The organism is Pseudomonas sp. P116 (assembly GCF_020149425.1).
GTDB classification, from domain to species: Bacteria; Pseudomonadota; Gammaproteobacteria; order Pseudomonadales; family Pseudomonadaceae; genus Aquipseudomonas; species Aquipseudomonas anatoliensis.
Genome location: NZ_JACVHB010000001.1, coordinates 131,090 through 157,417 on the forward strand (window position 1 = coordinate 131,090; position 26,328 = coordinate 157,417).

Here is a 26,328-nt window from a genome sequence, read left to right on the forward strand (position 1 = left end):
CCGCCTCCTATTGGTAGGTCAGAATAAACACGTTGAGCACGAGCCCTTGTCCCCGCCGAACCCTGAGCTGCCCTGGCGACCAAAACACAGCGGGCAACGAAAAGTTCTCATTCGGCTGGCTGGTGAGGGTCACGCATACAAACGACTGCGCAGTAATCTCCGGCATGCTGATAAAGCTCGTGAAGTCACTGGTGATGGGCGGAACGGTGACTTGCCTGGTCACAATCGACCGGACTGTCATCGTTGACGACTCAAGCGTTACCCGCCCCATGGCGTCTTTCGTTCTCGCACCGTAATAATCCATTACGTCATCTTCCCGAGCGCTGCGCGTTCGATGTAGTTCAAGTCATAGACATAGATGCCGTTGTTGTTCAGCAACGTATAACCGGTGCTGGACTGGCCACGAAGCGTGAACGTACCCGCCGGTATGTCGATCTCCAGCAATGGCAACCCTTGCGAGTTGAGAGCCGCCGATCGAAGCGTCATACCCAAGACCAGCTCCTTGATGAAGGCTTGGCTGATGATTGCGGTGTTCATGAACACCTGGCCGCCCTGTACTACAAATGGCGCAATCATTTGGCCGCTCACCTCATCGAGGATCGCGAACCGTTGAGCGAACGCAAGGATCTGCGACTCTTGCTGCTCTCCTTCCACGCCGATGGCGAGTCCGGCCATCACCGTCCTGTTACCGACGGTAGTGGATGTTTTGATGGTGGTGAGCGCAGACACTTTGCCGTTCAAGCCGGAAACAGCAGTGCTCGCGGTTTCTGCTTTTGCGGTGGCGTTGTTGGCGGTGGCCGAGATGGTCTCGATTCGCTGCGCAGTAGCTTCCTTGTCCGTTGCAATCGCAGATTCTAGCGTTGAGAGATTGGCGGCATTCTTCCCCACCGCAGCATCGAGGGACGTGAAGCGCGTCGCTGACGCAAGCTTCTCCTCCGCTACCACCTTCTCATTCGTCACGATGCTGGCCGTGTTCTGATACGCCTTCAGCGCCTCACTCATTGCGCCGGTGCCGTCATCCTCTCGCCACGCTGCTTGCAGGGCCTGCATCGTTGACGCCTGCGCGGTGACCTTACCGTCGATGTCTTCAATTTTGGTCGAATGCTGCTGGATCTGCAGCGCCATCGCGTTGGTGGTCTCGGCAATCGTGCCCATGTCGTACCAGAACTCGGCATTCGGAGGAGCGGTGTCGATCGGCACCGCCTTCACCGCCGAGAACAATCGTCCATCAAGCCGGACCACCTCGCCTTTGCTGTACGGCTTGGTCGGGTCATACGCCATGGCGTCGGTGATTTCGCTGATTAGGTCTTGCAGTTCCTGCTTGGCCTGCTCAAGCCGCTCATTCACCGAGCCTTCACCGTCACCAGAAATCTTCCCGATTTCCTCAAACAGCTTTTGGCCGAGCGCCGACTCCTGGATCTTGCCGAGGAAGTATTGCTCGTACTCGGACTGGTCGATGCTTACCTGCCCGTTGACCCCGTTTACCGCGGGGAACCATGGGCCAACGTTTCCAGTTCGATCTACAAGCCGCGCCCAGAAAAACAGGCTGGTACCGGGAACGACGTTCTGCATTTCGTGATTCGCCTGTGGATAGGCAAAGTCTGCCAACTTCACAGCAGCGGCGAGGTCGTTGGTCTTGCTGTTCCAGATCTCAGTCCGCTGAGTATCTTCGGCGCCTGGTGGAAACCCCCACTCAAGGCCGATGCCGTAGACCTTGCTGACAGTACGCAGGAACGACACCGCCGGCGGCAACCCCTGCTTACCGCTGAGGTTGGTCAGGATCGAGTTGCGCCATGGCGACGTGATGTCGAACGCGCTCACCGCACGAACCCTGGCCACGTAGGCGCCGGCATAAATGCCTACGACGTCCACGTTGGTCATGCCAGTACGCTGCACCTTAATCCAATTGCCGCTGTCCTTACGCCACTCGACGTCATAGCCGACTGCGCCATCCACGACAGGCCAGCTGATCGTCATGGTGGCCACGGCCATCCCTTGAACGATTGAGGATGTCGACGAGACAGTGACACTCGCCGGCGCCGGAACTACGGTGATCGGGATTACGCTGATCGGGCGTTCTTCTAGGCGTGCGCCGGTGTCGATGAAAGCGAACTTGCTCGGTTCGAACTGGAGTGCGCTGATTTCGTAGTCACCCTCGGTGGTCCGCTTGGTTCGCAGCACGCGGTACAGCGGGATAGCCAAGTCATCGGCATCGAGCGCCCATTGCAACTGCGACACCGGCGGCTCGCTGTAGGCGACCGTGACGGTAACGCCGCGGCCGTTGACGCTTTGCACTGTACGGCCTTCGGCACGGCCGCCCGGCAGGTTGATGATCAGCCGATCGCCGGCCTTGGCCTGGGTATCGCGATCGAGCGTGATCACCCGCCCCGCCACCGCCGAGATGCGGCCGCCGACCTCACGACCGGCGAGCAGCGAATCGGCCACCGGGATGATGTGCCCAGGCAGCGGAATCACTCCCTCCATACCGGTCTTGAATGAAACAGTGCGGTCTTGGTTGTTGCTGAGGATCGCCCACTTGCCACGGCGCTGCGCCTCTGAGGCGCGAGTGCAGCCAATGGCGCTCAGCTCGGTCGGGCGGTCGCCGTAGCGGCGCTGCAGATTCAGATCGGCGAAGGGGATGACGTCGGTGTCGTAATTGTTGGCCGGGTTGTCGTAACTGACCAGTGCCCGGGTATAACGGGTTTTCGCCGAGGCGCTGCCATAAGAAAACTTGCCGTCGATCACATTGGACCGGGTGAAGACGTAGTCGAAGTCCTGAGCGCGCGGCATGTCCGCCTGCATCACCAGCTGACCTTGAGCCCAGTAGGTCATGCCCCGGTATATCGCCGAGATATCGCGTAGCAGCGACCAGGCGTCAGCCTTGCCCTGTAGGTTCATGTCGCAAAGGAAACGCGGCTCCACACCGTCCAAGCCATTCGGTACCAGCTGATCGCAGTATTGAGCAATCCGGTACAGCTCCCACTTGTCGACCATGAAAGACTTGATGCGCTTGCCCAGACCGAAACGGTCTTCGGTGCATATGCCGTAAGTGATCCACGCCGGGTTATTGGTCCAGGCCGATTTCATCGAACCGTCCCACGTTCCGGTATAGGTGCGCTGGAATGGGTCGTAGTTGCTCGGCACCATCCAGCGCCGGGCCTTGCACTTCACGGTCACGGCCGGGATGTTGGTGAACTGCTCGGCGTCGAACTCGATGTAGAGCAGCGCGGTGTTCGGGTAGCGCAGCTTTGCGTCGATGACCTCGGTGTAACCCGCCACCAACATGGTGTCAGCAATCTTGTTGCTGTTCTGGTTCGGCGTCAGGCGGCGCACACGGATCTGCCAGCCACTGGTTGCATCCGGCAAATCGACGCGGTTTGAGCGCTCGTAACGCGTGGTGGTCTTGCCGTCGACGGCATCCACCAGCACCTGCTGGTAGGAGCCGCCATCAGTGGCCACGTCGATCGCGTATTCGATGCGGTAGCCGCCGACGTTGCCCTGATCGTCAGAGCGCTGAAGCGCTGGCCAGGCCAAACGCATGCGCACGGCCGAAAGTTGAGTGTTGGTGATCGAGCGCACCCACGGCGAATCGCTGCGCAGCTCAATGTTCAGCGACGTCTCGTTCTCCACAGATGGAATACCCGGGATGTAGGTCTGATCCACCGAACCAGGGCGCCAGTCCCACTTCACATTCGGGAAGTTGTAGTTGCCGCTGGCATCACGGATTGGCGTGTTGTCCAGGTAGATGTCGTAATCGGTCGGAACGCTATCGAACTCACCCTCGCCCACGGCGATCAGCAGCTTTGCCAAGTTGGTAGAGCGCAGGCTGTCGCTGGCTTCGGTCGGCGACTTGGGCTTGCTGCTGCCGCCCTTCTCGCCGTGGATATCGATCTGTGCTGCTGCGCCCATGCTTTCCTCCAGGCATAAAAAAACCGCCTCGCGAGCGGTGTGGGTGTCCATACAGCGTGGATGAAATGCCAGTAGCGACCACACGTTGCGGAGTAGTAATTTCCTGCTTTCTCACAACCGAGGACCGGCCATGTCAATCAGAAGCCTCGCTAAAAACCTTCCAAAAGACCCGGATAACGCAGATTGCGTACTGGGTTGGGGCGTTGTGCAAAGCTCGCCATGGCGATTCGTCGACATCTATGCTTCAAAAGAGGCAGCAGAAGCCGAGGCCAAATCTCGATGGCCAAGGTACCAAGTTGAATACGGATCTCACCGACTTGGCTCAGATGATTTTATGGGTGGGCTGGAGCAGCCTTTGCCGGCTCACTCAAGCTGAAACCCATACGGCAGCTGCCAGAGATCAGAGCGGCGGTAAGGCCTGGCTTGCCGCGATACTTTCGCGTGTAGCCGCTTGGCGATGTGCATTTGCCTGTGAAACGCTCGCGATGAATCTCGCGCCCGTTATCCAGAACGGCCACCACCGCCTCTTCGCCGCAAACCAATCCACCTTCAAGTCGCTGCAGGTCGTGGATCGTGATGCCGTAGGTAACTAGGGTCATGCTTTGTCCTCTGCCAGGATTGAGGCCGAGATGATCATCCCGCCCCACCGGCGTTCGCCGATGCAGATCGGAACCGGGTTTCCGCTGGCTGTGGTGTTCTTGGCGCTGCCGAAGGCGTAGGACGGGGAATTTTCGGGGGAGGCGCTTTGCGAGAGCCCCTTTGCTTGTGGGCTGAGCATTTGGATCACGCCGCCTGCGGTCGAGGCGATACCGCCTGCGATCAATGCCGCACCTTGAGCCGTGGTAGACCCGTAGGCGAAAAAGCCGACGGCGATTAGCACGATTCCCAAAACGGTCTGCATCAACCCGGCGCGCTTGCTGCCCGAGACGACTGGGACTATTCGGACCTCACGAGTACCACCCAGATCAAAACCCTCTACCGCTTCGTTCTTCCGATTGCGAAAGATGGCGAATCGCATCCCTAGCCGATCAAGACGCCGGATCTCATCTTCAAAACCCTCCAGCGTCACCTTCAACGCCTTCAAAGCCTCCCAAACACGCTTACTGTCCACTTGACGACGATGGACTCGCCCAAACTTCTTGGCCAATGAGCCAGACAGAAGGATCGTGGTCATTGGATTGTAAACAGCTGCAACGTCAGCCATGTTCTTCTCCGAGCACAAAAAAGCCCGCTGATGCGGGCTTGGGAATGCATTTAAATTGCCGTGGGTGAAATGTCGAAATTGTCGCCCGACAGCGTGATTCGACGCCTGACCGTCTCACCGGTTTTTACATCGACCTCGCGCTCAACCAAGCCCCAGCCGCCACATGCGGCGCTCGGCTTGATTCCAAGGATATGTTTTCCGGCTTTTACTCCAAACCGAGCCACCTCGCCTGAGGCGAATTCAGCTGCCAGGGCTCCATCAATGTACAGCCGGTAATTGCAGCCGGATCCATATAGGCCGCTGTCGCGCGTAACAACAAGCTGGGATTCAGACTTCCCACTGAAGGCGAAAAGCCGATTGCTCGGCACTGGATCAGCCTTGTCGGCCGGAACTGGCGAAGTCGCACACCCCGCCAACAGCGCTACCGTCAGCGCTCCTACGATCAATTTCATGCAGGTCACTCCCTTAATTACTGGTACTGATCGTAAACGTACCGGTTGATTGATGGTTTAGGCTCTGTATATGCATCTTCCCAATCCCGAGCATAGGAGGGGAAATTCTCAATCCTTGAGATTTGCCAGTTGCCTGATGTGTCTTTCCGCTCAAGCGTATACCGGTATTTCTCCCCAGACTCTTTGGCCTCTCTATCGCTATCGTCAAATTCTGCTCCAGGGTCCGGAGGGGTGGAGTTTTTAATCACCGCCATGACCACTGATCTAGTATCAGACTCAATTTCAACCTTGGTGATTTTTCGGTCAAACGACAATGGATCGTCGACGATGCATACTTCCGGGATTAGGAGATCTTTCGAAGCCAGTGCTTTTAGTTTCTTGATCGTAGGGCTTTTCATTTTCTCGAATTCATAACAAGCCTCACGATCAAGGGCTATGCCCGCGTCTCTGACTGCCCACCACGACTTAACAGCTGCATCAGGGGATTTGGCAGCTATCACGATTCCTTCTGCCTGCTTCGTTGCGTTAACAAGCCCTTCTGGCCGCTTGCTCTGGTCGAGACACCCGACCAACGCCATGGACAAAACAGCTCCTACGATCAGTTTCATGCAGGTCACTCCTGTGACAAATAGGAAAGATATCATCAGAATGGAGGAAACGAAGCAGCCGGTTGGCTAGGCTTACACGACCGAACTAGATTTGCGAGGTCGCAGAAAATACATGAGAGACATTGATGAGGTGATGGGCAAGGGATTCAACATTCCAAAGCGCTATTTAGCGGCAGCTTATCTGCTCGTCACTATGGTCCTTGCAGTTGGAATCGGAATCAGCTTCTGGACACGAGATTGGATGTGGTTAGCGAGGTTTGGCGCGTTTCTCGTTTTCTTGGCAATGATTTCTGAAGTCACCGGTATTCTTGATCAATACGTCAAGAAAATAATGAGCCTTGTCCAAGGTGTCACAGTCGAAGTAGTGTTGATGCAGGTAAAAAGGAATCCTCATCTGTATGGTATAAATCCCAAAACAAGCGCACAGCACATCATCGAAATTTCAGAAAAAGAGCACAAGCGTCGCTTAACCCTCGCAAATGATGCGATCCAACGCATCCTATCTAAAAAAATTAAGAAGCATGCGTTCTTCGTAGCATCAGTAGGGACGATGCTTTGGGCATTTGCTGATCTCCTGAACAAATCATAGTCAACGGAGACCCGCGTGTCGGAACAGAATCTAACCCTCAAATGCCTAGGCCAAACCAAACGGGAAGACGGCTTAATTGGCCGGTACAACTTGGAAGTGACCGATAAACGGAGCGGCAGAACGGCGACAATTTCCGTCGAGCCCAAGCACTTGGCCTCAGCTCGAAGCATGCAAACAATCCTGCTTGACCGATGCATGGTTTACTCGGTTACTCAGAAAGCTCATGACCAGATGCTTCTCGAGATGTTTGCCCAAGCAAATGACCGCGCTGAGATCGAAGCCTCTCGCGAGCCCGGACGAAAGACCTGACACCATTCGCCGCCCACGCTTATTCAAGGATGAAAATGAAGAGAACGCCTTTTACGCAGGATATCGGTAATAAGATCACGCAATTTCATCAAGCCTTCGACCAAGATGATGCGCTTCTAACGGCTGTGCTTCGGGGTCACATGATGATTGAGGAGAGGCTCCACGATGTGATCTCTGCGGGCGTCGCTCAATATTCTCGCCCGCACGACCGAAACGACATATTCACCTTTGGGACAGCTACTGAGCTGTGCAAATCAATCGCGGGTCTAGCCGCATCACCCGGGCTTTGGGATGCAGTTAAATCACTCAACAACCTGCGCAATGCCTTGGGGCATCGGAACGAGCCAGTGCGACTAGGTACGCTCTTGCTGAAGTTCTTTAAGCAGAGCGAGTCGGTTGCTCTCAGTGTCTTCGAAGGTGGCGCATCCTATGATCCAGAAGGCGAAGACGAAAGCACGCACGCCATTGCTGTTCGCAATCGAATAATTGCGATGTGGACCGTTTTAGGAATTCTCGCTGACGATTTGGCTCGCGATTTGGATGGCGCGCTTGCGGCTAGGCGGCCTTGAGAAAGCTTTCCGACTTGCAACAGCAGCCATCGCCAAACGCAGAGCCTCATCTGTGTAATATTCAGGGAATGAAAAAACTCCGCAACGAGCTGGGGCTTTGCTCAACTAAAGATTGCCCAGAGAACAGCGGCAATTATGAGCCATATGACAATGTGTGCCCACATAGGTGTAGGCGCGGTTTTAGCAACGCCACTCTTCGCTCCGCCAAACAGCTTGGATGAAGAAAGCCCTGTTCCCGGAAGGCTGCTCGTTACTTTCGTCCCGCGCTTGCTCAGATTCACCGTCGTGCCTTTTCCGCCTATCGATGTGCTGAGGCCGCTCTTACTGACATTGAGGCGAATGCCTGGGGCGATTTTAAGGCTTTTACGAATGCGAAATGCCATTGCTCAACTCCTTGAGAAAGCGAAAAGCCATCATAGTCCGATTAAAATTTACGCCAAGCTGTTCGCCCATCCAGCGTGGATGAAAGCCCAGTGGAAAAATTGGATCCATGCGTAGTAGCGTTGTGCCTTGATGCCATGTTTGTTGAGAGAGCATCAAGAGAACAGAAAGGATCAAGGTAAAGACGATGCGCGTAAAAAAAGAGCTGCTTCTCCCGCTGGTAAATTACATCAAACAACACGAGAAATTTGAGGAGGAAACGTCTATTCAGTGCGGCACACAGTACGTAGTGAGCGGCGTTGTAATTGACACCCACTTTTCGACCAAGAAAAAGGAAACGTTTAGCCTTGTGGTAAAAAATGAAACAGCAGATCCGGAGTTCGTTGAAGTCTTCAACAAGTACATGGACGTCATAGCGGAACCGTCGGATCCGAACGGCCCAGAGGAAGATTGACCTTAGAGTGCCCAGTCCTTTGCCTGCAAGCCCAAGGACTGGGATTGCGCCAATCTCGGCGCGTTAATGACCTGGAGGTCGAAAGATGCAAACCATTGATCAGCGCGTAGCTGCGCTGGAACAAACAGCCAACTCTGTATCTGCGGTAACCATCAATGCATTGATGGCGATTATCAGATCGATTTCAAAAATAGACTCTTTGGACAAGCAAGCACTGAAGGCTGAGCTTGAAGACCTGAAAACAGTTCAAGTACAGAACGGCAATCAGGCCCAATACACGGACATCCTGACTCTGCTTCAGTCACGCATTTCCTGACTGAGTGGTGGGTGCTGGAGCTACTACCGGCACCCATCCAAGCCCTAAACCAGAAACCGCTATCTGCCCATTTTTAGTAACTGCTATCTGTAACGTCATACTATCTCTCCATGGTCACGTCGAATCATGATCGATTTTGCATCTTTGTGCCTAAGAATCAGGCGTGTTCTGTCCCACCATGGCCCTCCGAAAACGATGACCTCCGACGGCCTTCCGTACAGATGGTGCAGCAGGAACGGCCCGGGGCCGAATGTCGCCGCATCCTCACCTGGCAACGCCGGATCGGCACCCAGAAATATCCCGGCGTGATTTGGGTAAACCGTCCGCCCCACTTCCATCACGATCATATCGCCGCGCTTAGGCTGGTCGACGCGGTAGAAGCCGGCTGCTTCGTAGTTCGATTCGTACAGGCTGGTGTTGTCCTTGCTCTCCCACCAGCCGTCGGCGCGCTTGAACGCTTCGAACTTAAGCCCCCACTCGCGCTTGTACCAATCAGCGCAGACCTGCCAGCAGTCCCAGGCGCCGTGCACGAAGGGGCGTTTCAGCAACGGCACTTCACCGGACGGCATGACCGTTCGCAAATCGCCTTCGGGCCAGCTCAGGATGTGCCAGGGCAACGCGGTCGCTTCGCACATGGCCAGGTCGCGCGGTGACGGCCGGCTGGTCGCGTCCGGATGCGAGTGCACCACACCGATCACCTCGCCGACGTCCTCGGCCGCTGCGTATTGCTCGGGATCGATCCGGAATTCTTCGTTCGGCTCGGTCGAGACGTTGCGGCACGGGTAATACTGCTGTTTGCGGCCCACGGCCAGCAGCAGACCGCACGATTCTGCGGGATAGCATTGCCGCGCGTGCGCCTGGATCGCGTTCAAAATGTGTTTGCGCATGTCAGCTCCGGGCAATCAGAGAAACTGCGGGAAATCCACCGAACGGCAGCGGGTTGCCTTCGCCGAAACGTGGGATGCAACCCTTGCCCAGCGTGGCGTCGCATTGGTCCAGTTCAGGGTTATCGGTGATGACGCCGTCTTTCGTGACGTACGGGCCGGTGTAGCCGCAGTTCGGCCCGCGATAGCCGCCGGTGAGACACCAATGGCAAAGGGTTGTGGCCTGTCGACCGATTGACTCGTTGCCGACGTCGCCCGGGCTGGCCAGCTCCCAGCTGACCGTCTCCCCGTCCTCGCTCGTCTTCTGGTCGATGTACCAGACCTCGATCGTCTCTTGAGTTGGGTCTGCCGTCGGATTGCCGGCGGGGAAGTTCGCCGCGTCGAGGTAGCTGCCGAGCGTGTGGCGCATCGTCAACTTGAACTCGAGCAGATCTTCGAACGCGAGGCACAGCGCCGTGATGCGACCATTGACGTTGCCAACCGACAGTGTCGGCCGAACTGCAGTGCCGTCGCCGTTCGCCTCAATGCCATCAATCTGCATCGGCCAGGCGCTGTACTCGTTGCCCTGCCAGTAGATCGCTTTCGCCGGCAGTTGGTCGGAATTGTCGCCGGCGGCGATCAACTCGGCCGCCGTGTGCGGAATCGCGTGCCCGTGGAAGCGCAAAACGTCCGCGCCGTATTCCGTGCCGTCCAATTCAAAGAGCAGCACTTCGCTGCCAGGCTCAAGCACCTGAATGTCACTGATCAGCGGCATGATTGCCCCTTATGGTTGGAATGCCCGCTCGAACGTTGCGGTGAGTTTGAACACGCCGCCGCCCACCGGAGTGGGTACGGGGTTCTTGCAGGTGAACAGGCCGAGCTGACCAAGAGGCGTCGTCCAGAGGAAGGCTTTCGCGCCGGCGTGTCGGTCAAGGAAGCTCATGATCTCCAGCACCTTGGCTTGGGAGCCGCTAAAGGTTATGGGGTACGCGTCTTCCTTGTTGTTCGGCCCGTCGCCGACTTCCTGCTTGTAGCCGCCACCAAACTGCGAAGTGCGCACCCGATAGGAAATCTCGGGCGAGTCACCGTGCTGAGTCGGCCAGGTGAATGTCTCGATGGCCATCAGCCCCTCCCATTTGTAAGACGCCAGATCGAACCGCCCGGCTGCAGCGCTCGGGCAATAGCGGTTTCAGCTTCAGTTTTTGCCGCCTGCTGGATGCCCTTGCCAAGCTGTGTTGTGTCTTCCGTGCTGGCAGCGCCGACACTGCCTTGGGTTTGAACCGATACCGCGACAGGGAAGTTGTAAACGTTGCCGCCACCACTCCCGCCGCCACTGATTGCGCGAACACCAAGTTGGCCACCGGCGGTTCGGGTCAGCGGCATGATCGCCTCTGGTCCCGCCTCGCCCGCCACGCCGATATCGCCGCCAGCCATCCCGAACGCGGTTGGCTGGTTCAGTATGGAATTCGTGAACGCCGCACCCTTTGCGAACATTTGAACGCCGCCAGACCATGCACCACCGTTCGCCTGGATACTACCCGGCGTGAAACCAGAGAGATCACCGCTATAACCCGCAGCGGTTGAGCCTGCTGACGAAGCGGCCGCGGCTCCGCCGAAGTAGCTCGCACCCGCTCCGACCAAACTACTCAGCAGCGCCGAACTGGCCTGACGGGTCGCGATCCGAGCCATATCCGCCAAGATCGACTTGGTGAAATCCGCAAACGAAAGCTTGCCGGTCATGGCGAAGTTGACGACTGCGTCTTCCATCGAGCTGAAGGCGTTGCCGAACAAGGTCTTTGTCTGTCCGGCGATGTTGCTCGCCGAGTCCAGGTAATTTGCCCAGGCCGAAGTTGCGCCTTTGGTCCAGTCCCCTTGTGCTTTTTCGACATCGGCGTAGTTCTGCCGGATCTGATCGGTTGCAGCTTTGTTCGCATCGGCGAGCGCCTGCGATTTGCGTGCGAACTCTTCTTCGGACATCTTCCGAGATGGGTCGAACTTCTGGTTAGCCAATTCCAATGCTTGCTGTGCGAACCGATCCTGCTGGCTGTTCAGCTCACCATTAAGCGCATTCTGACGATCGCCTTGACCGACACCTAGGACCGCACGTTTCCCTGCGAGCTCCAGCGCCCGCTGCTGCTGATTCAGCGCCTGGACATATTGGTCCATCGTGTAGGTCTGCTTCTTGACCCTTTCCTCTTCATTGAGGCGCAGCACTTCCAACTGACTGTCAGCGTCTTTTTGCGCCTTGACCATGCCGGCGCGCGCGTCAGCGATCTTTTGGTCGAGCTGGATGCTCTGCGCCGCGGTCGTGGTCTTTTTCGCCTTTGCAGCTTCCAGCGCAGCAATCTCAGCCTCGTACGCGCTGTTCACTTCGTCACGCTCGTTGCCGATCAACGCTTCGCGCTTCAGGGCATAGTCAGCCTGAGAAACAAGCCCGGCCTTCTGCGCTGCCTCCAGTTCCTTCTGAGCGTTTTTATAGTCAGCGCTGATGGCGGCCAAAGCGTTTTTGGCATCATTGAAGCCTGCCAGGTCGACCTGAGACGCTGCCGATTTCGGATCTTTGTTCTTATTTTCAAGCCCTTTCTTCAGCGTGTCGTAGGCGCCGCCAGAGAACTTGCTGCCGTCGTAAAATACGCCCTCAAGCAGGGGTGACTTCTGTCCTGTTTTCTCCGCATTCTCGTACAGGGTTTTGAACTGCTGGTTGAGCTTATCCAGTGCGGCCTTGCGCTTATTTAGCGGATTAACGTCATCAAGCTGAGCATCGAGCGCTTTCTGAACTTCGATAGCCTTCTGATTGGCATCTGTGTTCTCACCGGTGGCGATTGCCAAATCGGTGCTTGCCGACATTCTGGCTTTGAGGCCGGCGAGCTTTTTCTCCAAAGCTTCTGTTGAGTCGTCATGCACGCCAGTGCCCAGGCCCAGCGCCGTGTTCAGAGAGCTGAGACCATTGGAGATTGTGCCCGCTACTCCGCCACCCTTGCGGGTATCCAGAATGCGCTGAGTGATCTCGATCTGCTTGGCCAAGTCCGGGAATATTTCCGAACGGACCTCGGCGTACGCGCCTTTGATGGCTGATTTGATTTTGTCCCAGTCGCGCTCAACATCTGATAGGGACGCGCGATAGGCTTCCAATCGCTTAAGTGCGGCCTGATTCACATCTTCGCTGAGAACATCAAGCGCACGCTGGCTCTCGCCCTGATCATCAAGTGCTTTGATAACCTGATACTGCTCGAGGGTCAGCAACCCGTACTGGCTACTGATCTTGCCTGCGGCCTCTGTTGCCGTGTCGCCAGCGGTGGCGAAAGACTTGGCGAGTTCGGCAGCGCCTTGGCCAGTTACTTCACTCACGGCCGCTGCGGCTTCAGCCAGATTACGCATTTGCGTACCGCTGGTAGCTGCTCCGGATGCAAGCGAAACAACTGCCTCGCGGGCGCCGGACAGATTGCCGGTGACGCGCCCAGCGCCTTCGGCCATGTCCTTCAGGCTGGCGATGGTCTGCCCAGCACCATTCGTACCGCCGTTGATAGCGGCATTGAACTCGCGCGCCTGCTTCATCGCATCGAAGTAGGCGTAGCCCAGCGACCCAATTACAGCGACCAAAAGGCCAGCCGGAATCAGCATCCCCGCGAGATTTTTGGCCGATTCACCGGCGCCAGCGCCCAGCTGAGCGATCGCGCGCGCACCACTGCCCAGATCACCCGCCTGAATGGCATTGGCGAGCTGCATGACGTTTTCTTGAGCTTGGCGAGTGCCGAGCTTTAGTTTGTCGAATGCTCCCGCGGCTTCAGTCAGGCCCGCTCGATCCTTGCCGATCTTGGCCAGGGCTTCGCTATAGCGCTCGGCATCAATCTGCCCAGCTTTGTGCAGGTCGTTTAGCGCCTTCTCCTGAGCCTCCAGCTTCGCCAACTTGGCGGTCACTGGATCAATACCGTTGACGGTGCGCTTCAGCGCCTCAATCTGGCGATTCTCAGCATCAATCAGCTTTTGCTTCTGGGCCAGCTCTTTGGCTTCCGCCTTTTCAATCTTGTCGTAGGCCTTACCCAGTTGATCCCGGTACTTGGCCTGCTCCTCGATGGTGACCAAGCCGCCCTTGCGGGCGCGCTCCAGCAATCCCTCGGCCTGAACCAGCGATTCCATGCTCGAGATATTGCCCGTCATCGCCTTGTCGAGCTGACTGATGACGGAGATTTCCGCTACTGCGCTGTCAGTTGCTTTGCGACTTGCCCCGGCTTGACGGTCCCTTGCCGCCGTTGATTTATCGATGCTTTGCGCAACGTCCGCTTCTGCCTGGGAAACCCTTTTACCAGTGTTGGCCAGGCCTTCGCCCGTTTTGCCCAGGTCATCAATGGCCTTCTGGGCGCCTCCTGCCGAATCGACGAGCTTATCCAGATCGTCAGCAGCCTTTGCAGCCTGTGACGACTCGACCGCAATACCCAGGGAAGCGAAGTTGGTGCTCATTTTTGATCTCTCTGTTCCGCCATCACCTGCAAGGCTTCAGCCTCCATTCGCCGGAAGTCGCTGAAAATGGTTTGTCGCTGGCTGATCGGTACGCCACACATCCGAATCACACCGGATAGAACGCTGTAGTCCATCCCTGTTGCGCCGCACGCGCCTGTGCGCCACTGGGTGCTCATGGCCTCGAAGACTTTGAAGGCCTCCCAGTTGTCCGGCCAGATGCCGACTTCCTTGTCGGGAATGTCTTGGCGCGATAAGCCGAAGGCCATCAGGTCTGCATCTGATGGCCCAGGCTCATACAGGGCGCGGGAGGCGCTTAGGAGTTTCCCAGGCGGGCTTCGCTGAAGGCTTCGGCGTATGCGTTCAGCACAGCCTTGGGGGCCGAGTTGATCGAGTTGACGAGGATGCGCACGTTTTCAGGCGTGAACTTCTCTTCGATATCCCAGCCGACTACCACCGCCAGGAGCTGTTCAACCTGCAGATCGATTTGAGCAGCCGTGAACGCCTTGAGGTCCATGTCGCCGACCTGCGTGCTCAATTCGTTGTGTCGCTCATTCCAGGCGGTATACAGGTCCGCAAGCTCGGTGCGGTCCAAGTACTTGAACTCGAACTCCACCTTTTCGGCGCTATAGCCCGCCCGCTGGATCATCACCGACGCTTTGAAGGTCGGCTTCTGGATCAACTTGAATTTGGCCATGGCTTACACCGTGGCCGCGTAGCGAGTTGGGCGACCGGTCAACGCGATGCTGATGACACGGGTCATCAGGTTGTTGCGGGACATGGTCGGTGTCGAAGTGATAGACACGTAGCCGTTGTAGATGATGCTGCTGCCGCCAGGAAGGTTGAGTCGGAGCAAGCGCGCCTGCTTGTCGTCGTCTGCAGCTTCGCAGACTTCCACGTAGGGTTTGGAGGGATCATCGGCAACGGTGATGGTCAGCGTGATCGGATTTTTGGTGGTTGGCATCTGGCGATCATCATCGTCGGCCAGGAAGCCAAAGGTCAGAAACTGCTGATCGCCGCCGCTGGAGTTCAGCTCGGTGATCTGCGAGATCTCAGTGAAACCAGTCACCTCTCGTACCGAGCCAATGCCCGAGCCGGCCGGATACTGCTGGACGTTCACGGTATTCACGTTTTCCAGCGCGAAAGTGCCGCTGGCGATCTCGCCAACTCGTACGCCCCGCCCTTCAAGGCGAGTCCAGCCGGAGTTGACGGCGATAACATCGCCCTCGGCCAGGCCATGCGCTGCCGCGGTAGCGACGGCTGGATTGGCGTTCGTCAAGGCAGTGAATGGGATCGTGGGGCCGTAAGTGGCAGCAATCTCGAAGGTGGCGCCGTTGGGCATTTGGATGCCGGCCATGGGTGTTTCCTCTTTCAGAAATGATAAAACCCGCACAGAGGCGGGTTTCGGGGTATGCCCAACGGGCGTATTCAAGTGGCGATGTCAGCTCGATACTCGAACGACACCGGTACAGTGTATGTAGGTGGATCAGGTATCCCGGGGCCGGCATCAACTGGCGACATCGTAACGACGGTGATGCCTGCCTTTGTGTCTCGCGCATAAAGCGGGAACAGCGTGGTCAGCTCCGCCACAAGCGGGTTGGTCTTCGCCTTGCCGGTGCCGGCCGGCGCCACAATGCTGACTTGGTAGACGCCGATGAACGCGCGGTGGTCGCCGGCGAGCGTGCTGCTCGCGGTATCGCCCGGCAGCAAGAACGCCCGCAGATAGGTTTCGCTGTCGGCCGGGACGTATTGGACGTTTTCGAATACAACCTTGATCGGCTCCAGCCGGGCCTTGCTCCAGGCAATGAGCTTGGCCTCGTAGATCGAGGCAATAATGGCGTGGCTCATACCCGGTTGTTCCTTGTGGCTTCGTCGACGATCTGCTGAAAACGGGCCAGGGTGACGCGCACCATGCCGCCCGGTGCCTGCTTGGAGTGGCCGTACTCTAGAGGCACCGCGTATGGCAGGTTATTCACGATGTAGGCCGTCTCGCCCGCGGTGAGTGCCTGGACCTGAAGGCGCAGCTTGGCCAGCGTCACACCGCCAGCCGGATCGACCTGATCAAGCGTGCCCTCTGTAGGTGTGCCAATGGAAAACTGCCAGTTCCCACGAAACCGCCCGCCGACGTAATCCTTGCCCGTCACCAGGCCATTCACATTGAAATTCTGGTCACGCTCGGTCTTTGTAAGGGGCTTGGCATACTTGACACCCCGCCGCAGCTTGCCGGCCTTCGTGAAGTTCGATTCGTTGAGGTTGATGATCGTGTTGCGCATTGCGACCTTGAAGTCATAGTCTTCGGCTGCGCGGGTGTTGGTCTGGCGGTGAGCAACGTTCGCTGCCCAGATTTCAGGATTTCCCACCGGTGACATGCGGATAACGCTGCTGCCGATCTCGATCACGATCTCGCGGATGGTTGCGTCGATTCCGGCTTGAGCGCGCTCGGCGAAGTCGCGGATATTCTCGGCGAAGCTGTCGTTCATGCTCGCGTATTTATTCGCCATGTCACTTCCTCAGTTGAACTGTCCACGTTGCATCAGCAGGGTCCGCAGACACGTTCATCACCCGCAGCCCGTTGACGATATCGCCGATGGCTGGGGCAGCCAGTACCGCCGTCGGAACACCGGCCTCAGACACGAACAGTTCGTTCTGCAGCACCAGCAACTTCTTGTCAGTGGTCTGGATTAGGGAGCCATCGATTTCCTTTGAAAGGTAGCTACCCATGACGCCGCGTCCGGTATAAGTCACAGTGGTCTCAGGCGTTTCGCCACCGAGGTCAGGGTCATATTCGCCCGCAACCTTGCGCACGCCTGTGACCGGCCTGACTGCGTCGGCCAAGCCATCCGGATCGTCGAACGCTTCGGCCAGTTCGGCCCGGATCTCCTCGCGCATGCCCATGATCAGATCCTTTTCAGCATCATCACGCCGGAGCGCGTGATCCACGGGGCCAGCAGCGCCAGAGCGAAATTCACGCCCGCCGACTGATCAGTAGAGCCCTCCACGTAGGTCTTGCTCACAGACGTTCCGGACTGTGCCGATACCGTCTTGCTCTGCACTTCCTTCTGCGTGGACGTGTACAGCTTGCCCGCCGCCGCATCTTTGGCGACCTGAGCGCCGGCTGTTTTGATCTCGATCGGAACCGGATTGGGAACAGCCCGCTTTATCTTGGCCGTGAGCCAAGCGTTGGCCATGGTCACAGCAAGGACCGGATCACCGGCGCCGGCCCAGCCAGGACCCAGCGAAGCGTCAACATCGGCAACGGTGATGAAGTCGGTCATGTGTTTGTCCTTATTCGGCTGGCACCAGAGCCTGCAGGTCTTCTTTCTTGGCGGCTGGGTCGAAGGCGATGCCCTTCGCCGTCAGCCAGTCTTTCAGCTCGGGGACCTTCATTTTCAGAGGGTCGGTTTCAGCATTTTCTGGCTCCTTGCCGTCCGAAACTTTGATGCCCGCCGCTTCGTACGCATCGTAAATTTCAGGCGCATCACCCTCGATGACCACCTCAGTGGCAGTGCCAATGACGCCGAAGAATTCGCTCAGCAGGCGGTAGCACACGCCGCGCTCTTTGCTCGGTTTGTCCGTATAGATAACTTTCATGAGTCACCTCAAATGCAGCCCGGCGCCCATGCAGACGCCAGGGTAAGTGAAGGCCGGATTACGGCGTGGTGGTACCGCTGATGACGGCGGCGAATGGGACCTGCTTGCGGCTGAACACGCGTTCCCAGTTGGCAGCAGCGGCATACTGGGTCGCGGTCGGGCTGAGGTTCTGAGCTTCGGAGCCTTTCCAGCTGAAGCCAGCAGGCTGGAGGATGTACGTCTTCCGCTCCCACAGCACCTCGGCACCGCCGCCATTACCGCCGCCCGGTTTGCGCTCGATCTCCACCGGAACCTTCGGCGTGCCTTCGCCGTAGCCGAATGCGCCTTGGCCGAAGAATACCGACAGGTACTTGCCAGCGCCGTAAACCAGGCCATCGTCCATGAACACCGGCTTACCCAGGTAGGTGGCCAAGATGATTTTTCCGTCGGAGTCGCGCAGATACTCGATGAGATCCTGCTTGACCATCTGGTTCATCACTACCGAGTGCACGCCGATCGCTCCGAACTGGTCGGCCGCATCGCCGGCAGTGAAAGCGGCATCTTGAAAGGCGTTCGCGCTGATGGTCGCCCCTGCGTCGATCACCATGTCGCCGCCGTTGTTGGCGATGTTCGACGCGATGATGCCGCGCGCTGCGCCGAGAGCGTAACGCTGCCACTGGCGCGTCCAGTAGGTGCCGAAGCGGTTGCGAATCTGCTGCTGAGGCTCGCTGTTCGCGAGTTCGGCGGTCAGGTCGGCCACGCCATAACCTTTGTTGAGGTACAGGACGCGAGCACGCATGCTGTCCTGAGTGACTTTGCCGACTTCGCCCTGGTCGTTCGGGTCATCGTTGCTGATGTTCGGGGCTTCATCAGCATTGAGATCCTGCCAGTAGCTGATCTCGGCGGTGCCTTGGCTGCCGGAAGCGATAGCGTCCAGGACAGGCGAGCGGGTGACGATGCCCGACTCGTAGACAGCGGTTTTTTCCGGGCTATTTACCGGCTCCAGCGAGGCGTAGTAGTCACCGACGAAGATGTCGGTCAGTTGGGTAGTTGCCATGAATTAGGTTCCTTTGGTGGCCTGGATTTTCTTGAACAGCTCGGGGTTGTCGCGGGCGATCGCAGCGCGTTCGGTTTCCGTGTACTCGCCCCACTTTTTCGTGGCCTTGCCACCTTGATCGCCGGTCGGGCCGGCACCCTGAGCCCTTGGCCACAGGTGTGTTGCTGTTTCACGCAGTGACTCCGCCCATTCGAGCGGTGACAGCGGGGTCTTCCCGTCCTTCCCGTAAACGACCTCGCCGTCACGGTCGGTGGCGATGGCCTCGCCGTCTTCACTGAGTTTGAAAGTGCCCCGGGCGCGGAGGATGATGTCCTCGGCAGCCTCGGGGAGCGCGCCGGCTTTGATAGCTGCGGCGCGGATAGAATCGGCCAGTACCTTGTCGCTGTACTTGGCAGCGAAGGCTTCGGCCTTGTCGGCCCGCTCATTCGCGGCCTTAATTTGCTTATCGGAGTCAGTGCGCAGGCGCTCGGTGCGGCGGTTGATCACCTCGTCGAGCTTGCCCTCGGCGATCAGCTTGGTTTCTTCGTCCTGACCGACCTTAGCGAGCAAGCCTTTTACCGCATCGATATCTAGGCCTTCAAACTGACCTTTCAGCTTGTCCAGTTCGGTCTTGATGGTTCGGTTAGAGCCCAGTAATTCCTGATTCTTGGACTTGAGCCCGTTTACTTCCTTGTCCAGATACTCCTGAACTTTGCCGCCAAGCGCCTCCTGGAGGGCTGCGGTCTGAGTTGCGTCGAGGGTGAGGCCAGCGGCGGCCGGGTCAAATTCAAATGGCATGTGTATCCCCTGGGGATGGATTGGCCCGCCTGACGGGCATAAAAAAACCCCGGCAAGGCCGAGGTTTTCGTTTAAAAGTGTTTCGTCTAGATCAATAGCTCGATAACGTAAGCTTTCTCAATTAGATGGCGACTCATCAGTCTCATCGAATAGGTAATCGTATTTCGCGAGGTCTTTGCGTTGATCCTCTCTGTCTACTTCCCACTGCATCCGGTGTTCTGATTCCACTAAAGAGAAGAGAGTGCGCATTAAGCTGGATGGTAGGGATTGAATCATGTCCTTGTGAGCGGTCTTTAATAAAAGTTTCGCATCGCGCTCACCGCATGCTTTTAGCTCAGCGAAATAGTCAGCAGCTTTTTGCTTGTCATTTATGTTTGGTGTCAATTCGGATGCTTTTAGATCAGCAACAACCATGTCAGCGATACATAACGCTAGCCTTCGATAATCATCACGATGAACGTCAACGAGGGTTAAAACGTCACCCCTCTCGAGCTTCGTAGGAAATACCACACCTAGTCTCGGGAATTTCGATAGATGGTAAACGTGGGAACCGCCGTCAAATGAAATGGAGGCTGACAGGATGTTGGTTGGAATTATCCCCTCAGATACTACTAAAACTGTCAGAAACCACTCCCCTTCCTCGACAATAATTCGGCATCTCGCTCTCTCTTTCTCCTGCTGTCTGTTAGATTGAAAGAGTGCAAAGCCCACTGCAAGCAGTGCGCCTAAACCCGACACCCACCCTCCTAGCATGGAGAGGATAGGTACGGTTTCAGCAATGAACTTGTCATGATTATTTCCGACCCCAAAAGACAAGCCGAGCAAAAAGGCCAGAGCGATCATTGCGACTAGCGCAATAAGCCAAAGCATCCAACGCACTAATCTGAACATCAGCTATTCCTTAGCGACCAAGCGCAAACCGCGCATTCTAAGATAATCGGCGAACTGCGTCCTACTCGGCGCGTATGGCGGTGGGCGCATGCGAAAGCCCGGCGTATCGCGGTTGAGCCGAGTTCGTCGCCCGTTTGGCTCCATGCAATGCGTCGGCTCTTCGATCTGGAATCCCTGCTCAGCGGCGTATAACTCAACTGCCAGCCGCACCTGGCCCCATTCAAGTTCAAAGGGCACGAACGTCTCGGACAGCGTCTGGTATTCGATCTTGCAGTCACGCCGGGGCCAGGCCATTGCCTGTTCAGGCTTGGCTTTTCGGCCCTTCCACTGCCGACCGTTGATGTCAGCAGCGGCGCGCAGGAGCAGTTCGACCTGCTCAGCCTCAGCTTCAGGTATCCGGAACCCGTAGTAGTCGCGGTAGAAAGTCAGCTTCTCCAGCGTAACGAAGCTATTGGAAAACCTACTCCCCTGACCATGCTCGACTACCAGCACTCGTTCAGATATAAGCATCTCGCCAAAATACTCAATTAAGGAAGAAAAATGTACCGCTTTGTCTTAAGCGAACTTTACCCCACAAAAGGCTGTGAAGATGGCGCACTTCTTTTCTGCATACGCCACAAATCCGGCCTCAAAACTCTCATCGGATTCCAAGGCGTCTTGACACAGTCAAGCGCCCCTGTAGTGGTTCAGCTTACTGAAGAGTGTTTGCCGCTCATTCTGAATGAGGCACAGTGCGAGGTTGGAATTGCTACTTACGAGTTCCAAGAAGGAGAAGACCCGCACGTACTGATGCGCTCTGACATTCCCGGAGATTACAAAGTCGGATCCCTACGAATTTTTATCGGGAAAGAACCTCCCATGCTCAATAACGTATCGCGGGATTGGCCAGGTAGCATCTTAGGCTGACGCCAATAGATTCGCGCGGATGAACATGTCTGGCTCGGCCGCCCTCAGTTGCGCCAGGGTCAGCGGCTTGAACGATTTGTCGAGCTGCAGCTTGGCGAACTTCTCCGGCGTCAGTCCCCCATCGCGAAACAACTTGGCTCGCACTGGTCCGAGCGCATGATCCTGAAAGCTCGCCGGTTGTGTCGCTAGCCACTCGTAATAGTTCAAGCCTGCGTCGACCTGTTCCCCACCGTTATCGCCCACCGAAGCGCGCGTGGCGTCCTTGGCGAAAAGCTCCGAAAGCCTAGTTGTAGGCACCGTGGTCGACCGGCAATTGATGTGCGCCGGCGGCAGAGGCCCTTTGCCGAGGTCGAAGCGCATGCCATCCAAGCCCTTGCACTGCTGCGAGGTCTTGCGGTCGAGCGTCGAAACCCAGCGATAGCCGAGCACCACGTCGCTGTTGGCTTTCAGCGTTTCCATTCGTGCCGTCGTGGCCACATGCTGGATTGCCGTCTGCACCACGGATGCAGCGTTGCGATTGCTCACCGCCAACACACCATCCGTGAAGTTCCGCGCCGCGGTGCCGCGAATCGCCTGAATGATCTGGGCATTGGTCTGGCCCTGGCCGAAGCCGAGCCTTATTGTGTTCGTCACACGCATCGTCTCCGTGCGCGTCCAGCCGCTGACGAAACTCTTCAGCAGCTTGCCGCCGTCGATGCCTTTCACCTGCAGCGGATAAGAAAACACCGCCGCGCGAATGACCGTATTGCTCGGCACCACTGCGTTGATGGACAGCGCATTGCTCAGGCTGTTGGCCTCGAAGGTCGACTCGTACAGTGCGATATCGACTAGATCGGCCTGCACCAGATCACCATAGGCCTTGTAGATCTCCAGCAGCTTGCCGTCCACTCGGGCCAGAAACTGTTCAAGACGGTCCCGGCTGTAGGTAGTCAGCTCCTTGCGGGTCAACTGCTCGCGCACCAGCTTGTCAATCTGGCGCAGGTACTTCTCGAATTTTTTGACCTCGCCGGCCTTAAGCCGCTCCAGCATTACCGAGTGGCGCGTCGTCTGCTCCAGCAGTTGGCTGTCCGCCTGCGCCAGGTTTGTCGTTGGCATCGTCTTTGTCCAAGTTGATGCCGGCCGACTCGCGCTCATCGCTGATCAGGTCGGCTTCGTCTTCGTAGGGGCGATCCGGCAACTTGCCGGTGGTGAGGTACTGCCAGTAGGTGTCGGCGCTGATCGTCCCAGCCATCACGCCCTTGAGCAGTTCGGCAAGAACCTGGGCGCTCACCTCAGGCGTTACGAACTCAGGGTTCACCTTGAACTTGACCTGCGTGGGGTCGTACCCCTTCCACTCAGCGGCGTATCGCAGACCCTGCTCTACCGCCTCGGCCACCGTAATGACGATGCTGTGTAGTGTGGCGTGCTGGTCGTTTTGGCGGGTCTTGCGGGCCTCGCCCGACTCGGTGCCGCCCACGTCCATGACCTTAGCGCCGGCTTCAAGCGCGGCGTTTTTCTGGTCCTCCATGGCCTTGTGGACCGCTTCAATGCCGGCACCTTGGAACTCCAGGTAACCGCACTCGCCATTCGGGCCAAGATCCCAAGCAGCTGATGGCCCGGTCACGCTGAGCTCTACAGACTCATCAAGTCCGGACACCCACGGTTGAGGGTGACTAGTCTGGTGCAGCGCGGTGAAGTAGTCAGCACTCAGCTGGTACGACTTCAACGCGGCGCGCGCCATTGTCAGTAGAGGCACCTCGTCGACGTCCGGCGAGTTGTCGGTAGAACCGCAGTAGATCACCGGCAGGTAGGTCAGGCCTCTGACCAGCCGGTTGTCTGTGCCAGTAGTGCCCAAAGGCTTCTCATCCTCGACGAGCTCGCCCCCCTCATTACGCACTGCGGTGTGGCAGACAGTGTCTTTCAGGAAGAACTCACGGAAAACCGTGTCGCAGTCGTGGCTGTAGCGATCGCCGCCCTTCTTGCGGAACTCGCGGAACACCGAAAGAACCAGATCCTGCCGCCCACCTTGATCAGCGGTATCCCAGTTGATCGCGTTGCGCGTGGCATACGTCGAGAAGTACGGCTCGCCGCGATCATCGATGTTCACCACCAGCGGCACCCGACCGTGCGAGACCGCCTGGCGCACCATGCGGAAGAACAGCTGCTTCAGGCCGAAGCCGTCCGCCGTGGCATTGTCCTCCAGCCCCTTCAGGCCGGCGGGCAGTTCAATTTCCGGGATCAGTCGCGAGACTAGGCCCATCATCGAACGCAGCGAGTCACGCACCCAGTGTTCGTACTGAGCCCGGTTCGTGTAGTTCTCGTAGAGGTATTTGTTGCCGGTACCGTCGAGCTTCTCGGCTTCAACCATGCCGCTCGGCTTGGGCAGGTTGCGGTCGTTGCGCTTGACGGCACATTCGCCTTCGAGGGCGTCGTCCATCATCTCCCACTCGGCGATGTGCGCGTCGTAGTCGGGGTTTGTCGATTGCACTGGCATCAGGCCAAGCCTCCAATTCGGCGTGTTCCGCCTGTGCGTTTGCGTCGGCCCATCGAGACAGCGAAGTAGCGGAAGGCGTCCGCGCCGTGCGATGACCAGTCGTGAAGTGGTTTGTCTTTCCAGCAGCCGCGCTTGTCGTCCCACTCCTTTCGGTAGTTCTCCAGGCAGGAAATACCCAGTTCGCATTTGGACTCATCGAAGGCACAGGCCGGAAGAATCTCCCGAACCTGCTCAATGCCTTCGTCGATACCGAGCTTTGGAACAACGCTGAACTTGAGGCTGTATTTTTGCCCGTCGATCTCGTAGCCCTCTCGGGCCAGTTCGCGCCGGGTCTTGCCGTCGCTGCCGAATTCACGGTTATCGATGTCGTGGGGGCCCCAGTGATCGCCGTATGTGTACTTGCGATCCTTGAGCACCTTCATGTAATGCCGAAGACCTTCCCCGCTGTTCTCGTAGAAGTCGATGACGTGGTATTCCTCGCCAACGATCCGAACAAACCAGATGGCCGTGGAGTCGCCGACGCCGATATCCCAAATCGTGTGTACCGGCAAATGACTATTGTCGGGCAGCGCGCCAATGCGCTGAGAGGCGTATAGCTTGGTGAACTGCTTGGCGTAATAAGCGCCCTCAATCGACTGCTGGAACGCTTCGGCCGGCAGAGACGGGTATTCCCGTTTCATGTCGTCGCCGAGCGTCTTCTCCTTGGCTGCGTACCAGGCGCGCTGACCAGGATTGGTCTCGATGCCGTGCTTGGCGAACAACTCGTTGAAGTAGTCGGTCAGGCGCTGCGGGATAACCGCGTCGGTCGGGTCGAGCCAGTAGGCCTTGTTCTTCCACCAACTGAAGAAGAAAAACTTCCAGTCCAGCTTGCCCAGCGGCGTGCCGGAGAGCAGTTGCTTCTCGGCAGTTTGCGAGTAGTCGAAGAAGTAGCCAGCCCGGCCTTCCGCTGTCGATTCAATCGTGACGAAGCAATCGGTGGCCACCGCCTCAAATGCGCCGGTGACGATTTCGCGCGCCTTGTGCGGAAACTTGGCGCAGATCTTCCCGAACTCGGAGACGTGCAGGTAACGCAGCGTGCCGCCCCGGAATGAGGTGCTGACGTAGAGCGAACCGCCCTTGCTGAACACCAGCTCGCCGGCGGCATCGTTGCTCGCAGGGTTCGCGGCGCGGATCTCTTTCGGCAGATTGTCGTAGGCGTACTTCACCTTCTCCCGGAACAGGCGCTTGGCGTCGTTCAGGGTATGGGCGATCAGCGCGCACTTGGCCGACTCGAATAGAGCGGCGTCGAGCTGGATGATGCAGCATTCAGTGGTGAAGCCGAGCTGACGAGCCTTAAGGATGATGTTCCGCGTGTGCATCCCATCGAAGTATTCAATCTGCTCGTCCGTCATCCGGAAGCGGGTTTTCTTCCCCTGTTTGTCAGTGATGAAGTAGAGATTATTGAGCCTCCAACGCTTATCCCGGAGCAGCTTCATGTGCTCGGACTTCATGTCAGGCGTCCTTCGATAGTTCGTCCATCAGGCTTGAGAGTTCGTCGGCATCGCTACCGCCGGCTTTCAGGTCCAGGTCGTAAGCTTGGCGCTCCAGGGCAACCAGCGTTTTGAGTGTCTCGGCCAATTCCTTCATAGTCTTGGTCCGGGATGGAAGCGCGCCGATCTTGTTGGCCAGTGCCAGCATGTCAGCCATCGCCTCGCCGTCTTCGTGATCGCCTTCCTTGAACTGCTTGATCAGAGACTTGATCGATCCCTGCTCATCGGTGAGCGACTCCAGCTCATCCAGCAGCTTGTTGGCCAGGCGACGAGAGCGGCCAATGTCTGTTCGGTGGGCCATCCTGATGTCAGCAATGACCTCGGCGTTGGCCTCTACGATTCCACGTTCGGTTGCCAGCGTTTCCGTGGAAACCTTTGTGGAAACCTCCCGTTTGGAAACCAGTGAATCCGCTTTAGCCTTGATCTTGGCGTTAAGGTCGCGATCCCAGCCTTCAGCCTTCGACCGCTTGTTGATTGCTGTATGAGAAACACCGCAAGCAGCGGCGATCTCTCGGACAGAGAGCAGACCAGCCCTGAAGAGCTGTTCAATCCGCTCCCAGTCGGGTTGCTTGGTTGTCATAGGAACTCTTTTCGACTTGAAATGATGGCTGGTTGCCGGTATTGGTTAGGTTCTTTCAGCAAGGAGCAAATACATGACTCATCCCAAAGCCACGATCACCGTGCACACAACTGTGGCGGATCCGGTTGTAATCTACGGCGCGGAGTACCACCACAGCCCCGGCGAACGAAGCTTTTATCAAGGCGTGCAAGACGCGGGTACCGTGATACAACGTGCTGGCTGGTTGGCCTTGCACACTCCCGCTTTCCCCGGATGGAACGGGGCGTATAGCATTGACGTTTCTGATGAAGAAAGTGGCGAGGTCAGATCGTTCGAGATCACTCGTACCTTTAACTATCCATTGGAAGAGGATGGATGGCTCTGGTTTCCCGTAAGGGCGTAACAGCCAAAGATGGTGTCGCGACACAATTTGCACTCTCGCGAAACGTGTCGCGAC

33 protein-coding genes are annotated in these 26,328 nt (G+C 57.4%); 6 read left to right on the plus strand and 27 right to left on the minus strand.

The window, feature by feature from the left end; all coding sequences use genetic code 11:
- Positions 1-7: 7 nt before the first annotated feature.
- The 6 genes from ICA15_RS00595 to ICA15_RS00625 form a co-directional block, all read right to left on the minus strand.
- Positions 8-304 carry a hypothetical protein gene (locus tag ICA15_RS00595; RefSeq protein WP_210555490.1) on the minus strand — a complete coding sequence of 99 codons (297 nt, stop codon included), beginning with the start codon at positions 302-304 and terminating at the stop codon, positions 8-10.
- Positions 304-3,909 (minus strand): DUF1983 domain-containing protein, encoded by a 3,606-nt coding sequence (locus ICA15_RS00600; protein ID WP_210555489.1) that lies wholly within the window; start codon positions 3,907-3,909, stop codon positions 304-306. The genes ICA15_RS00595 and ICA15_RS00600 overlap by 1 nt, the downstream gene beginning before the upstream one ends.
- A 332-nt stretch (positions 3,910-4,241) precedes the next feature.
- Entirely contained in the window at positions 4,242-4,508 is a 267-nt protein-coding gene (locus ICA15_RS00610; protein WP_210555488.1) for a hypothetical protein, read from the minus strand.
- Entirely contained in the window at positions 4,505-5,113 is a 609-nt protein-coding gene (locus ICA15_RS00615; RefSeq protein ID WP_210555487.1) for a tail assembly protein, read from the minus strand. Before ICA15_RS00615 ends, ICA15_RS00610 begins: the two co-directional genes overlap by 4 nt.
- A 50-nt stretch (positions 5,114-5,163) precedes the next feature.
- Positions 5,164-5,565 carry a hypothetical protein gene (locus tag ICA15_RS00620; RefSeq protein ID WP_210555486.1) on the minus strand — a complete coding sequence of 134 codons (402 nt, stop codon included), beginning with the start codon at positions 5,563-5,565 and terminating at the stop codon, positions 5,164-5,166.
- A 17-nt stretch (positions 5,566-5,582) separates the two neighbouring features.
- Positions 5,583-6,173 (minus strand): hypothetical protein, encoded by a 591-nt coding sequence (locus ICA15_RS00625; RefSeq protein WP_210555485.1) that lies wholly within the window; start codon positions 6,171-6,173, stop codon positions 5,583-5,585.
- A gap of 112 nt (positions 6,174-6,285) precedes the next feature.
- Between ICA15_RS00625 and ICA15_RS00630 the strand changes: the two genes are divergently transcribed.
- On the plus strand, positions 6,286-6,762 hold the full coding sequence (locus ICA15_RS00630) for a hypothetical protein (protein ID WP_210555484.1): 477 nt from the start codon (positions 6,286-6,288) through the stop codon (positions 6,760-6,762).
- Between the two features lie 344 nt (positions 6,763-7,106).
- Entirely contained in the window at positions 7,107-7,640 is a 534-nt protein-coding gene (locus ICA15_RS00635) for a hypothetical protein (protein WP_210555483.1), read from the plus strand.
- A gap of 101 nt (positions 7,641-7,741) precedes the next feature.
- On the opposite strand, the gene ICA15_RS00640 is transcribed toward ICA15_RS00635, so the two are convergent.
- Complete coding sequence (locus tag ICA15_RS00640; RefSeq protein WP_210555482.1) at positions 7,742-8,023, minus strand: DUF4236 domain-containing protein; 282 nt, start codon at positions 8,021-8,023, stop codon at positions 7,742-7,744.
- A 185-nt stretch (positions 8,024-8,208) separates the two neighbouring features.
- On the opposite strand from ICA15_RS00640, the gene ICA15_RS00645 reads away from it, so the two are divergent.
- Complete coding sequence (locus ICA15_RS00645; RefSeq protein ID WP_210555481.1) at positions 8,209-8,475, plus strand: hypothetical protein; 267 nt, start codon at positions 8,209-8,211, stop codon at positions 8,473-8,475.
- Positions 8,476-8,560: 85 nt separating this feature from the next.
- Positions 8,561-8,791: a hypothetical protein gene (locus tag ICA15_RS00650; RefSeq protein ID WP_210555480.1), complete on the plus strand. Its 231-nt coding sequence runs from the start codon at positions 8,561-8,563 to the stop codon at positions 8,789-8,791.
- 95 nt (positions 8,792-8,886) lie between these two features.
- On the opposite strand, the gene ICA15_RS00655 is transcribed toward ICA15_RS00650, so the two are convergent.
- The 16 genes from ICA15_RS00655 to ICA15_RS00730 all read right to left on the minus strand — a co-directional run bounded on the left by ICA15_RS00655 (position 8,887) and on the right by ICA15_RS00730 (position 20,914).
- Entirely contained in the window at positions 8,887-9,678 is a 792-nt protein-coding gene (locus tag ICA15_RS00655; RefSeq protein WP_210555479.1) for a C40 family peptidase, read from the minus strand.
- Between the two features lies 1 nt (position 9,679).
- Entirely contained in the window at positions 9,680-10,429 is a 750-nt protein-coding gene (locus ICA15_RS00660; RefSeq protein WP_210555478.1) for a phage minor tail protein L, read from the minus strand.
- Positions 10,430-10,438: 9 nt separating this feature from the next.
- Entirely contained in the window at positions 10,439-10,777 is a 339-nt protein-coding gene (locus ICA15_RS00665; protein ID WP_210555477.1) for a phage tail protein, read from the minus strand.
- Complete coding sequence (locus tag ICA15_RS00670; protein WP_210555476.1) at positions 10,777-14,112, minus strand: phage tail tape measure protein; 3,336 nt, start codon at positions 14,110-14,112, stop codon at positions 10,777-10,779. The genes ICA15_RS00665 and ICA15_RS00670 overlap by 1 nt, the downstream gene beginning before the upstream one ends.
- A complete protein-coding gene (locus tag ICA15_RS00675; protein WP_210555475.1) occupies positions 14,109-14,378 on the minus strand; it encodes a DUF1799 domain-containing protein in 270 nt (89 codons plus the stop codon). Before ICA15_RS00675 ends, ICA15_RS00670 begins: the two co-directional genes overlap by 4 nt.
- Before the next feature lie 47 nt (positions 14,379-14,425).
- The gene (locus ICA15_RS00680) at positions 14,426-14,806 is read right to left on the minus strand and encodes a phage tail assembly chaperone (RefSeq protein WP_210555474.1); all 381 of its coding nucleotides are present in this window, start codon (positions 14,804-14,806) and stop codon (positions 14,426-14,428) included.
- A 3-nt stretch (positions 14,807-14,809) separates the two neighbouring features.
- Positions 14,810-15,466: a phage tail protein gene (locus tag ICA15_RS00685; RefSeq protein ID WP_210555473.1), complete on the minus strand. Its 657-nt coding sequence runs from the start codon at positions 15,464-15,466 to the stop codon at positions 14,810-14,812.
- Between the two features lie 71 nt (positions 15,467-15,537).
- Positions 15,538-15,957, minus strand: coding sequence for a phage tail terminator-like protein (locus tag ICA15_RS00690; RefSeq protein WP_210555472.1), 420 nt, complete (start codon positions 15,955-15,957; stop codon positions 15,538-15,540).
- Complete coding sequence (locus tag ICA15_RS00695; protein WP_210555471.1) at positions 15,954-16,610, minus strand: hypothetical protein; 657 nt, start codon at positions 16,608-16,610, stop codon at positions 15,954-15,956. Before ICA15_RS00695 ends, ICA15_RS00690 begins: the two co-directional genes overlap by 4 nt.
- Before the next feature lies 1 nt (position 16,611).
- Positions 16,612-17,004: a hypothetical protein gene (locus ICA15_RS00700; RefSeq protein WP_210555470.1), complete on the minus strand. Its 393-nt coding sequence runs from the start codon at positions 17,002-17,004 to the stop codon at positions 16,612-16,614.
- A 2-nt stretch (positions 17,005-17,006) separates the two neighbouring features.
- Positions 17,007-17,384 carry a hypothetical protein gene (locus ICA15_RS00705; RefSeq protein ID WP_210555469.1) on the minus strand — a complete coding sequence of 126 codons (378 nt, stop codon included), beginning with the start codon at positions 17,382-17,384 and terminating at the stop codon, positions 17,007-17,009.
- Positions 17,385-17,394: 10 nt separating this feature from the next.
- The gene (locus tag ICA15_RS00710; protein WP_210555468.1) at positions 17,395-17,700 is read right to left on the minus strand and encodes a HeH/LEM domain-containing protein; all 306 of its coding nucleotides are present in this window, start codon (positions 17,698-17,700) and stop codon (positions 17,395-17,397) included.
- A 58-nt stretch (positions 17,701-17,758) separates the two neighbouring features.
- The gene (locus tag ICA15_RS00715; RefSeq protein WP_073474183.1) at positions 17,759-18,736 is read right to left on the minus strand and encodes a major capsid protein; all 978 of its coding nucleotides are present in this window, start codon (positions 18,734-18,736) and stop codon (positions 17,759-17,761) included.
- A 3-nt stretch (positions 18,737-18,739) separates the two neighbouring features.
- Entirely contained in the window at positions 18,740-19,513 is a 774-nt protein-coding gene (locus ICA15_RS00720) for a hypothetical protein (RefSeq protein WP_210555467.1), read from the minus strand.
- Positions 19,514-19,630: 117 nt separating this feature from the next.
- Positions 19,631-20,404 carry a hypothetical protein gene (locus tag ICA15_RS00725; RefSeq protein WP_210555466.1) on the minus strand — a complete coding sequence of 258 codons (774 nt, stop codon included), beginning with the start codon at positions 20,402-20,404 and terminating at the stop codon, positions 19,631-19,633.
- 3 nt (positions 20,405-20,407) lie between these two features.
- On the minus strand, positions 20,408-20,914 hold the full coding sequence (locus ICA15_RS00730) for a DnaT-like ssDNA-binding protein (protein ID WP_210555465.1): 507 nt from the start codon (positions 20,912-20,914) through the stop codon (positions 20,408-20,410).
- Between the two features lie 30 nt (positions 20,915-20,944).
- Between ICA15_RS00730 and ICA15_RS00735 the strand changes: the two genes are divergently transcribed.
- Complete coding sequence (locus tag ICA15_RS00735) at positions 20,945-21,310, plus strand: hypothetical protein (protein ID WP_210555464.1); 366 nt, start codon at positions 20,945-20,947, stop codon at positions 21,308-21,310.
- Here ICA15_RS00735 and ICA15_RS00740 read toward each other — a convergent pair.
- The 4 genes from ICA15_RS00740 to ICA15_RS00755 are packed head-to-tail and all read right to left on the minus strand — an operon-like array spanning position 21,302 to position 25,892.
- Positions 21,302-22,405 carry a minor capsid protein gene (locus ICA15_RS00740; RefSeq protein ID WP_210555463.1) on the minus strand — a complete coding sequence of 368 codons (1,104 nt, stop codon included), beginning with the start codon at positions 22,403-22,405 and terminating at the stop codon, positions 21,302-21,304. The two genes, ICA15_RS00735 and ICA15_RS00740, sit on opposite strands and share 9 nt — an antisense overlap.
- The gene (locus ICA15_RS00745; protein WP_210555462.1) at positions 22,323-23,783 is read right to left on the minus strand and encodes a DUF4055 domain-containing protein; all 1,461 of its coding nucleotides are present in this window, start codon (positions 23,781-23,783) and stop codon (positions 22,323-22,325) included. The genes ICA15_RS00740 and ICA15_RS00745 overlap by 83 nt, the downstream gene beginning before the upstream one ends.
- Positions 23,783-25,273 carry a terminase gene (locus ICA15_RS00750; protein WP_210555461.1) on the minus strand — a complete coding sequence of 497 codons (1,491 nt, stop codon included), beginning with the start codon at positions 25,271-25,273 and terminating at the stop codon, positions 23,783-23,785. Before ICA15_RS00750 ends, ICA15_RS00745 begins: the two co-directional genes overlap by 1 nt.
- A gap of 1 nt (position 25,274) precedes the next feature.
- Complete coding sequence (locus tag ICA15_RS00755) at positions 25,275-25,892, minus strand: hypothetical protein (protein WP_210555460.1); 618 nt, start codon at positions 25,890-25,892, stop codon at positions 25,275-25,277.
- Positions 25,893-25,965: 73 nt separating this feature from the next.
- On the opposite strand from ICA15_RS00755, the gene ICA15_RS00760 reads away from it, so the two are divergent.
- Complete coding sequence (locus tag ICA15_RS00760) at positions 25,966-26,274, plus strand: hypothetical protein (RefSeq protein ID WP_210555459.1); 309 nt, start codon at positions 25,966-25,968, stop codon at positions 26,272-26,274.
- Positions 26,275-26,328: the final 54 nt, after the last annotated feature.

Coding starts and splice junctions, on each gene's coding strand:
- ICA15_RS00730 (WP_210555465.1), bottom strand. CDS start 20,914: ATGCTTATATCTGAACGAGTGCTGGTAGTCGAGCATGGTCAGGGGAGT.
- ICA15_RS00675 (WP_210555475.1), bottom strand. CDS start 14,378: ATGGCCTTCGGCTTATCGCGCCAAGACATTCCCGACAAGGAAGTCGGC.
- ICA15_RS00735 (WP_210555464.1), top strand. CDS start 20,945: ATGTACCGCTTTGTCTTAAGCGAACTTTACCCCACAAAAGGCTGTGAA.
- ICA15_RS00640 (WP_210555482.1), bottom strand. CDS start 8,023: ATGGCATTTCGCATTCGTAAAAGCCTTAAAATCGCCCCAGGCATTCGC.
- ICA15_RS00600 (WP_210555489.1), bottom strand. CDS start 3,909: ATGGGCGCAGCAGCACAGATCGATATCCACGGCGAGAAGGGCGGCAGC.
- ICA15_RS00595 (WP_210555490.1), bottom strand. CDS start 304: ATGGATTATTACGGTGCGAGAACGAAAGACGCCATGGGGCGGGTAACG.
- ICA15_RS00695 (WP_210555471.1), bottom strand. CDS start 16,610: ATGGCGAATAAATACGCGAGCATGAACGACAGCTTCGCCGAGAATATC.
- ICA15_RS00690 (WP_210555472.1), bottom strand. CDS start 15,957: ATGAGCCACGCCATTATTGCCTCGATCTACGAGGCCAAGCTCATTGCC.
- ICA15_RS00745 (WP_210555462.1), bottom strand. CDS start 23,783: ATGCCAGTGCAATCGACAAACCCCGACTACGACGCGCACATCGCCGAG.
- ICA15_RS00680 (WP_210555474.1), bottom strand. CDS start 14,806: ATGGCCAAATTCAAGTTGATCCAGAAGCCGACCTTCAAAGCGTCGGTG.
- ICA15_RS00660 (WP_210555478.1), bottom strand. CDS start 10,429: ATGCCGCTGATCAGTGACATTCAGGTGCTTGAGCCTGGCAGCGAAGTG.
- ICA15_RS00755 (WP_210555460.1), bottom strand. CDS start 25,892: ATGACAACCAAGCAACCCGACTGGGAGCGGATTGAACAGCTCTTCAGG.
- ICA15_RS00700 (WP_210555470.1), bottom strand. CDS start 17,004: ATGGGCATGCGCGAGGAGATCCGGGCCGAACTGGCCGAAGCGTTCGAC.
- ICA15_RS00665 (WP_210555477.1), bottom strand. CDS start 10,777: ATGGCCATCGAGACATTCACCTGGCCGACTCAGCACGGTGACTCGCCC.
- ICA15_RS00725 (WP_210555466.1), bottom strand. CDS start 20,404: ATGTTCAGATTAGTGCGTTGGATGCTTTGGCTTATTGCGCTAGTCGCA.
- ICA15_RS00635 (WP_210555483.1), top strand. CDS start 7,107: ATGAAGAGAACGCCTTTTACGCAGGATATCGGTAATAAGATCACGCAA.
- ICA15_RS00650 (WP_210555480.1), top strand. CDS start 8,561: ATGCAAACCATTGATCAGCGCGTAGCTGCGCTGGAACAAACAGCCAAC.
- ICA15_RS00715 (WP_073474183.1), bottom strand. CDS start 18,736: ATGGCAACTACCCAACTGACCGACATCTTCGTCGGTGACTACTACGCC.
- ICA15_RS00655 (WP_210555479.1), bottom strand. CDS start 9,678: ATGCGCAAACACATTTTGAACGCGATCCAGGCGCACGCGCGGCAATGC.
- ICA15_RS00645 (WP_210555481.1), top strand. CDS start 8,209: ATGCGCGTAAAAAAAGAGCTGCTTCTCCCGCTGGTAAATTACATCAAA.
- ICA15_RS00630 (WP_210555484.1), top strand. CDS start 6,286: ATGAGAGACATTGATGAGGTGATGGGCAAGGGATTCAACATTCCAAAG.
- ICA15_RS00750 (WP_210555461.1), bottom strand. CDS start 25,273: ATGAAGTCCGAGCACATGAAGCTGCTCCGGGATAAGCGTTGGAGGCTC.
- ICA15_RS00610 (WP_210555488.1), bottom strand. CDS start 4,508: ATGACCCTAGTTACCTACGGCATCACGATCCACGACCTGCAGCGACTT.
- ICA15_RS00760 (WP_210555459.1), top strand. CDS start 25,966: ATGACTCATCCCAAAGCCACGATCACCGTGCACACAACTGTGGCGGAT.
- ICA15_RS00720 (WP_210555467.1), bottom strand. CDS start 19,513: ATGCCATTTGAATTTGACCCGGCCGCCGCTGGCCTCACCCTCGACGCA.
- ICA15_RS00685 (WP_210555473.1), bottom strand. CDS start 15,466: ATGGCCGGCATCCAAATGCCCAACGGCGCCACCTTCGAGATTGCTGCC.
- ICA15_RS00670 (WP_210555476.1), bottom strand. CDS start 14,112: ATGAGCACCAACTTCGCTTCCCTGGGTATTGCGGTCGAGTCGTCACAG.
- ICA15_RS00625 (WP_210555485.1), bottom strand. CDS start 6,173: ATGAAACTGATCGTAGGAGCTGTTTTGTCCATGGCGTTGGTCGGGTGT.
- ICA15_RS00740 (WP_210555463.1), bottom strand. CDS start 22,405: ATGCCAACGACAAACCTGGCGCAGGCGGACAGCCAACTGCTGGAGCAG.
- ICA15_RS00620 (WP_210555486.1), bottom strand. CDS start 5,565: ATGAAATTGATCGTAGGAGCGCTGACGGTAGCGCTGTTGGCGGGGTGT.
- ICA15_RS00615 (WP_210555487.1), bottom strand. CDS start 5,113: ATGGCTGACGTTGCAGCTGTTTACAATCCAATGACCACGATCCTTCTG.
- ICA15_RS00710 (WP_210555468.1), bottom strand. CDS start 17,700: ATGAAAGTTATCTATACGGACAAACCGAGCAAAGAGCGCGGCGTGTGC.
- ICA15_RS00705 (WP_210555469.1), bottom strand. CDS start 17,384: ATGACCGACTTCATCACCGTTGCCGATGTTGACGCTTCGCTGGGTCCT.